The sequence below is a fragment of the Streptomyces sp. NPDC058701 genome (genome assembly GCF_042715295.1).
In the GTDB taxonomy this organism is placed as follows: Bacteria; Actinomycetota; Actinomycetes; order Streptomycetales; family Streptomycetaceae; genus Streptomyces.
This window is the reverse complement of record NZ_JBHXSY010000005.1, coordinates 307,397-313,723: the sequence shown is the minus strand read 5'-3', so window position 1 is coordinate 313,723 and position 6,327 is coordinate 307,397. Positions and strand designations below refer to the sequence as shown.

Below are 6,327 nucleotides of genomic sequence, written 5' to 3'. Positions count from 1 at the left end.
CTTTTCGTTTTTGCCCCCGGCCGTAACACCCCCCGCGGCGGGGGGTCCCGGTGTTCGCGGAACGCCCACTTCGCTGGTCGCACCCGGATGGCCGCGGCCGCACCCCTTCCTAAGGGGTGCGGCCGGCGCCATGTCGTCGTGTACCGGAAAACGGCATCACGACCACGGATTTCGATCCGACGTGTGTGGGGGAGGAAATGCGGGGCACGCGGATCTCAGGCGGAGGACACGAACCGCCGCGCACGACGCAAGGAACAGGGAGGACGTGGCCGGGAATTCATTTCCGTGCCGCCCCCCGATGTACCGGAGGAGTTGTTTTCGCGTGACTGAGCATGTGTGGAGCTACACGTCGACCGCCGGCCACCTGGCCGGTACGGACCTGACCGGTTACAAGGTCGAGGCGACCGACGGCAGCATCGGCAAGGTCGACAAGCACTCCGACGAGGTCGGTGACGCCTATCTGGTCGTGGACACCGGCGTATGGATCTTCGGCAAGGAAGTCCTCCTGCCGGCGAGCACCGTCGTGCGGATCGACGCGGAGGACAAGAAGGTCTACGTCGACCGCACCAAGGAGCAGATCAAGGACGCCCCGGAGTTCCACCGGGACCAGCACCTCGGCAATGCCGGCTACCGTGAGGAGCTGGGCACGTACTACGGCACCGGCGCCCCCTTCGGCGGCCGCCCCGCCTGACCCCGTCCCACGACGCCGGTCCCGGCACCCCCTGGGGTGCCGGGACCGGCGTCGTGTTGCGTGCGGCAGCCGGCACGGACCGCCGGACAGCGGACCGGCGGGCAACCGGCGCGGGCTCAGCGGCTTTCGAACTCCAGGGCCCCGGCCAGCGCGGCTTCCATCTCCGCCACGTCCCCGGCGCTCCGCGCGATCACCGCGTACCGCCAGGAGCGGCCGTCGGGCGGCGCGTCCGCGTAGAGGACCACGCCCTCGCCGCGCGCCGGGTCGAAGGCGAGGTGGTGCTCCCTCAGCCGGCCGAGGGCCCCTTCGAAGTCGAACGGGCGCCCGGTCCACCCCTTCGCCACCGACCAGGCCGCGGGGGCGCCGCCCGACGCGGCCGTCAGCCGGGTCACCATGGCGTGGGGCGTGGTGGTGGCCGTACGGCGGATGTTGCTCTCGCTCGCGTACGCCTCTCCCTCCGCGTTCACCAGCGCGTCGAGCCCGAACGGTCCGGCGAAGCCGTGACCGGCGAGGTGGCCGCCCAGGGCCCTCCCCCACTCCTCCAGCTCTCCGGCCACATGGGCGCAGGACGGCGGCAGCGGGGAGGTGTACCCCGTGAAGGACCCGTGGGCCGTGCGCATCGCCCCGCTGAACAGGACGCGCGTTCCGTCGGCGGCCGTGGTGTCCAACTGGACGCTGACCGACTCGGCCACGTCGAGGCGTTCCTCCACGACCCACGTGCCGTGGGGCCCGCCGACGGTGTCCAGGTCCAGGGACGCCCCGTCGTCCAGGTCGCCGCGGGAGACGAAGCGCATGCCGTGGCCTCCCGCCGAGCGGTCGGGCTTGACCACCACTCCCCCGTGGCCGTGCAGGAGTTCGCGCACCACGTCGTCCACCTCGGGGCGTCGGCACACCCGTCCGAGGGGCAGCCGCATCCCCAGGTGCCCGGCCGTCTCGCGGAACCCGGCCTTCGTGTTCAGCAGCATCGTCGTCGCGAGCGCCGCTTCGGCGGCCTCGGCCGTCGGGTACGGGTGCACGGTGATGCCGAGCTCCCGGGCGAACGCGATCGCCGAGGCGTCCAGCGCGGTCGGCAGCAGCGCAGCGCCCCGGTCACCGGCGAGGGCCCGGACGTGCGCGGCGAGTCCGGCCTCGCGCACCGCCAGCGCCAGGGGGACGGCTCCGGCCGGGGGCACCTCGACGACGGTCACCGCGTCCGCGGGCACCCCGGTCAGGTCGTACACGTACCGCAGGAAATCCCGGCCCAGCGGCACGGGCGTGACCAGCACGTCCCCCGGCCGCAGGAGCCACGCCTTCCGCGGCGCCTGCTGGGCCCACTGCTCCAGCACCCGGCCCTCGTTGAGGTCGACCGCCAGGTCGGAGAGGAAGTTGGCGAACACCACGAACGAACCCGTACCACTCACCGCTGCTCCCCTCGCCGCCGACCGCCGCCCCGCGGCCGCGCGCGGCCTGGGACGGGATCCCACCACGCTGCGCCTGCCCCGCCCCGCCGCCCGGAACCCACCTTGCCGCGTCATCCCACCACGCCGGTGGGGAACCTGCCCGCCTCGACACCCGGGTTCCGCATCTCTTCGCCAGCGGCGCCGCGGGCCACTCCGTGGGGTGACGCGCCGCGCGCGCTCCCCCGGCGAAGCCCGCAGAACGCACGAGAACCCTGCCTCACCGAAGTGAGACAGGGCTCTGTTCTGCGACTACGAGGCGAACCTCTAGTCGGGACGACAGGATTTGAACCTGCGACCCCTTGACCCCCAGTCAAGTGCGCTACCAAGCTGCGCCACGTCCCGTTGTGCTTCCGACCTGGGGTTTCCCTCGTCCCGGCGGCACATGCAGAACATTACCCCACGGCGAGGGGTGTGCATGCACGGGTAATCGGCGGCGGCGAGGATGGACGGATGAACACAAGGGATCGGGACGACGGGGGCCGGGCGCGGAGCGCGCGGCCCAGGGACGGGCTGGGGCGGCCGCTGGCGTACGGGGCCGACGGCGTCGGACGGCAGCCGGAGGGCGTGGTGCGCTCGCCGGCGCAGACGGTCCGGGAGGCGCAGCGGCTGCTGGACGCCGGGATGCCGTTCCACGCGCACGAGGTGTTCGAGGACGCCTGGAAGTCCGGGCCGGGGGAGGCGGCCCCGCTGTGGCGGGGGCTCGCGCAGCTCGCCGTAGGGCTGACGCACGCCGCGCGGGGGAACGCGGTCGGCGGGGCGCGGCTGCTGCGGCGTGGGGCCGCGGGCATCGAGGGGCTGGACGGGGCGGCGTACGGGGTCGACGTACCGGGTCTGGTCCGGTGGGCCGGTGAGCTGGCCCACCGGGTGGACGGCGGCGCGGAGGTGGACGCCGCCGCCGAGGCGCCGGGGCTACGCGGCGGGCTGGAGTAGGTCCCAGCGGTTGCCGTACAGGTCCTGGAAGACGGCGACGGAGCCGTACGCCTCGTGGCGCGGCTCCTCCAGGAAGCGGACGCCCTCGGCCGTCATCCGGGCGTGGTCGCGCGCGAAGTCGTCGGTGTGGAGGAAGAAGCCGACGCGGCCGCCGGTCTGGTCGCCGACCCGGGAGCGCTGGGCGTCGTCCTTGGCGCGGGCGAGCAGCAGCGCGCTCTCCCGGGCGCCGGGCGGGCGGACCACGACCCAGCGGGAGCCGTCCGGGCGTGCGGTGTCCTCGGCGAGGTCGAAGCCGAGGGCACGCGTGTAGAAGTCGATGGCCTCGTCGTAGTCGTGGACGACGAGGGCGGTGAGGGCGATGTGGGAGGGCATGGGCCTATTGTGCGCCGAGCAGGACGACCTCCAGGGTGCGGGGGCCGTGGACGCCCTCCACCCGGTCGAGCTCGATGTCGCTGGTGGCGGAGGGGCCGGAGATCCAGGTCAGCGGGCGGGCCGGGTCCAGCAGGGCCACGGCCTGCGGTACGGAATCCACCACCTGTCCGGGGACGCGGACCACACAGACGTGGTGGTCGGGGATCAGCGTGATCCGGCGCCTGCCCTGGTCGGGGCCGCCGTCGAGGACGAGGGTGCCGGTCTCGGCGACGGCCAGGGCGCAGCCGGTCACCACGCTGTCCACGGCGTCCAGTTGCCGCGCGGTGTGCTCGGCGCGGTCCTGGACCTGCTCCGCGTCCGCCGCCGCGAGCCAGTGGGCGGGCAGGCCGGGCGGGACGAGCACCGTCCGGGCACCGCGCCGCGCGAGCAGGCGTGCCAGCAGTGCGGCGAGGCCGTCCTCGTCGGTGCGGTGGACCGTCGCCCGGTACTCGGCGAGGTGCGCGGCGAGGAGGTCGACGCTCTCGCCGGGGGTTCGCGCGCCGTGCACCGCGAGGTAGTCCCGCGGGACCGCCGGGACGGCGCCCGGCCCGGGATCCCGGTCCCGCTCCCCCACCGCCCGGCGGATGCGGCCGAGGACGACGTCCTTCGAGGTCACTGCGGGGTCCCCCGTTCGCGGGTCCACCAGTCGCGGAAGGATTGCGCGGGGAGCTCCGGCAGCTCCCGGGTGTCGGTCCAGGCCCGCCCGGGACCCGGCAGGCGGCGCGGGCGCAGCCTGCGGGAGCGGGCCAGCAGGCGTTCACCCGCGCGCAGCGCGCCCGGGTGGTCCAGGAGCAGCCGGGCGGCGCGCATCGCGGCCCGTTCGGCGGTGCGGCCGTCCGCGGGCAGCAGGCGTACGCGGATGCCGTCGCGGGTGACCGGGCCGCCCTGGGCGACCCGTTCGCGGAGGTGGACGAGGACTTCGGGGATGTCGATGGCGACCGGGCAGACCTCGTAGCAGGCCCCGCACAGGGTCGAGGCGTACGGCAGGGAGGCGTCGATCTCGCTGCCGGTGCCGCGCAGTTGGGGGCTGAGGATGGCGCCGATGGGGCCCGGGTAGACGGAACCGTAGGCGTGGCCGCCGGCGCGTTCGTAGACGGGGCAGACGTTCAGGCAGGCGGAGCAGCGGATGCAGCGCAGGGCCTGGCGGCCGACCTCGTCGGCGAGGGTGTCGGTGCGGCCGTTGTCGAGGAGGACGAGGTGGAAGGCGGTGGGCCCGTCGCCTTCGGTGGTCCCGGTCCACATGGTCGTGTAGGGGTTCATCCGCTCCGCCGTCGAGGAGCGCGGCAGCGTCTGGAGGAAGATCTCCAGGTCGCGGAAGGTGGGGACGACCTTCTCGATGCCGACGACCGAGATCAGGGTCTCCGGCAGGGTCAGGCACATGCGGCCGTTGCCCTCGGATTCGAGGACGACCATGGTCCCGGTCTCGGCGACCATGAAGTTGGCACCGGACACGGCGACCCTGGCGCGCAGGAACTTCTCCCGCAGGTGCAGCCGTGCGGCCTCGGCGAGTTCGCGCGGGTCGTCGCCGAGTCCTTCGGGCGCGGGGCGGCCCCATCCGCCCATCTCGGTGCGGAAGACGTCGCGGATCTCGGCGCGGTTGCGGTGGATGGCGGGGACCAGGATGTGGGAGGGCCGGTCGTGGCCCAGCTGGACGATGAGCTCGGCCAGGTCGGTCTCGTACGCGGCGATCCCCGCGGCCTCCAGGGCCTCGTTGAGGCCGATCTCCTGGGTGGCCATGGACTTGACCTTGACGAGCTCCCGTTCCCCGGTGGCGAGCACCAGGTCCGTCACGATGCGGTTGGCCTCGTCGGCGTCGGCCGCCCAGCGGACGGTGCCGCCGGCGGCGGTGACCGCCTCCTCCAGCTGGAGGAGGTAGTGGTCGAGGTGGCGCAGGGTGTGGTCCTTGACGGCCTTCCCGGCGTCGCGCAGGCGGTCCCAGTCGGCCAGCTCGGCGACGGCGCGGGCCCGTTTGTCGCGGATGGTGTGCGTGGCGTGCCGGAGGTTGGCGCGCAGGACCTCGTCCCGTACGGCTTCCCGCGCGGCGGACGGGAACGCGGGGAAGGCGGGCATGCCCAGGTGCGTGGCGGTCATCGCAGGGGCTCCTCCTCGGTCGCGGCGAGGATCTCGGCCAGGTGCACGACCCGTACCGGGGAGCCGGCGCGGCGCAGCAGGCCCTCCAGGTGGGCGAGGCAGGAGTTGTCGGCGCCGCACAGCACTCCGGCGCCGGTGGCGGCCGCGGCGGCGGTCTTGTCGGTGCCCATGGCGGCGGACACGTCCGGGTTCTTGACGGCGAAGGGGCCGCCGAAGCCGCAGCACTCCTCGGCTCCGGGAAGTTCGACGAGGTCCAGGCCCTTGACGGCGGCCAGCAGCCGCCGCGGGCGGTCCCCCAGGCCGAGGGCCCGCAGGCCGTGGCAGGAGGGGTGGTAGGTGACCGTGTGCGGGAAGTGGGCGCCGACGTCGCTCACCCCGAGCACGTCGACCAGGAACTCGGTCAGCTCGTACACGCGGGGCGCGAGGTCCGCGGCCAGGTCCGCCAGCGCCGTCCCGCGGCCTTCGGCGGCGGCCTTGCGGCCGATGCGCGGGTAGTGCTCGCGGATCATCGCGGCGCAGGAGCCGGAGGGGGTGACGACGTACTCGTACCCGGCGAAGGCCTCCGCGGTGCGCCGCACCAGCGGTTCCGTCTCGTACCGGTAGCCCGTGTTGTACTGCGGCTGCCCGCAGCAGCTCTGGGCGGCCGGGAAGTCGACGGTGACGCCGAGGCGCTCCAGGAGGCGGACGACGGCGATGCCGGTGCGCGGGTACAGCGCGTCGTTGACGCAGGTGACGAACAGGGCGGCACGCATGACGGGCAGAATA

General features: G+C 74.0%; 7 protein-coding genes and 1 tRNA gene. 2 read left to right on the top strand and 6 right to left on the bottom strand.

Translation table 11 applies throughout. The features are described from left to right. Nucleotides 1-322 precede the first annotated feature (322 nt). Nucleotides 323-691 carry a PRC-barrel domain-containing protein gene (locus ACFWW8_RS07830; protein ID WP_386525073.1) on the top strand — a complete coding sequence of 123 codons (369 nt, stop codon included), beginning with the start codon at nt 323-325 and terminating at the stop codon, nt 689-691. Between the two features lie 116 nt (nt 692-807). Here ACFWW8_RS07830 and ACFWW8_RS07825 read toward each other — a convergent pair whose 3' ends face one another. Both ACFWW8_RS07825 and ACFWW8_RS07820 read right to left on the bottom strand, forming a co-directional pair. Next, the gene (locus ACFWW8_RS07825; RefSeq protein WP_386525070.1) at nt 808-2,091 is read right to left on the bottom strand and encodes a peptide ligase PGM1-related protein; all 1,284 of its coding nucleotides are present in this window, start codon (nt 2,089-2,091) and stop codon (nt 808-810) included. A gap of 307 nt (nt 2,092-2,398) precedes the next feature. After that, nucleotides 2,399-2,472, bottom strand: a tRNA-Pro gene (locus tag ACFWW8_RS07820). Between the two features lie 108 nt (nt 2,473-2,580). Here ACFWW8_RS07820 and ACFWW8_RS07815 point away from each other — a divergent pair. Beyond that, nucleotides 2,581-3,060, top strand: a complete 480-nt coding sequence (locus tag ACFWW8_RS07815) for a DUF309 domain-containing protein (RefSeq protein ID WP_386525067.1) — start codon at nt 2,581-2,583, stop codon at nt 3,058-3,060. Here the strand turns inward: ACFWW8_RS07815 and ACFWW8_RS07810 are convergent. From ACFWW8_RS07810 to ACFWW8_RS07795, 4 genes are read right to left on the bottom strand one after another with little or no spacing between them, the layout of a single operon-like run. Then, nucleotides 3,040-3,432 (bottom strand): VOC family protein, encoded by a 393-nt coding sequence (locus tag ACFWW8_RS07810; protein ID WP_386525065.1) that lies wholly within the window; start codon nt 3,430-3,432, stop codon nt 3,040-3,042. The genes ACFWW8_RS07815 and ACFWW8_RS07810 overlap by 21 nt on opposite strands. Nucleotides 3,433-3,436: 4 nt before the next feature. Next, nucleotides 3,437-4,087: a lactate utilization protein C gene (locus ACFWW8_RS07805; RefSeq protein WP_386525063.1), complete on the bottom strand. Its 651-nt coding sequence runs from the start codon at nt 4,085-4,087 to the stop codon at nt 3,437-3,439. Next, a complete protein-coding gene (locus ACFWW8_RS07800) occupies nt 4,084-5,562 on the bottom strand; it encodes a lactate utilization protein B (protein ID WP_386525060.1) in 1,479 nt (492 codons plus the stop codon). Before ACFWW8_RS07800 ends, ACFWW8_RS07805 begins: the two co-directional genes overlap by 4 nt. Then, complete coding sequence (locus ACFWW8_RS07795) at nt 5,559-6,314, bottom strand: (Fe-S)-binding protein (protein ID WP_386525057.1); 756 nt, start codon at nt 6,312-6,314, stop codon at nt 5,559-5,561. Before ACFWW8_RS07795 ends, ACFWW8_RS07800 begins: the two co-directional genes overlap by 4 nt. Nucleotides 6,315-6,327: the final 13 nt, after the last annotated feature.

What these genes read in the sequence shown, in the direction of transcription:
- ACFWW8_RS07800 (WP_386525060.1), bottom strand. Translation starts at nt 5,562, where the DNA reads ATGACCGCCACGCACCTGGGCATGCCCGCCTTCCCCGCGTTCCCGTCC.
- ACFWW8_RS07795 (WP_386525057.1), bottom strand. Translation starts at nt 6,314, where the DNA reads ATGCGTGCCGCCCTGTTCGTCACCTGCGTCAACGACGCGCTGTACCCG.
- ACFWW8_RS07810 (WP_386525065.1), bottom strand. Translation starts at nt 3,432, where the DNA reads ATGCCCTCCCACATCGCCCTCACCGCCCTCGTCGTCCACGACTACGAC.
- ACFWW8_RS07815 (WP_386525067.1), top strand. Translation starts at nt 2,581, where the DNA reads ATGAACACAAGGGATCGGGACGACGGGGGCCGGGCGCGGAGCGCGCGG.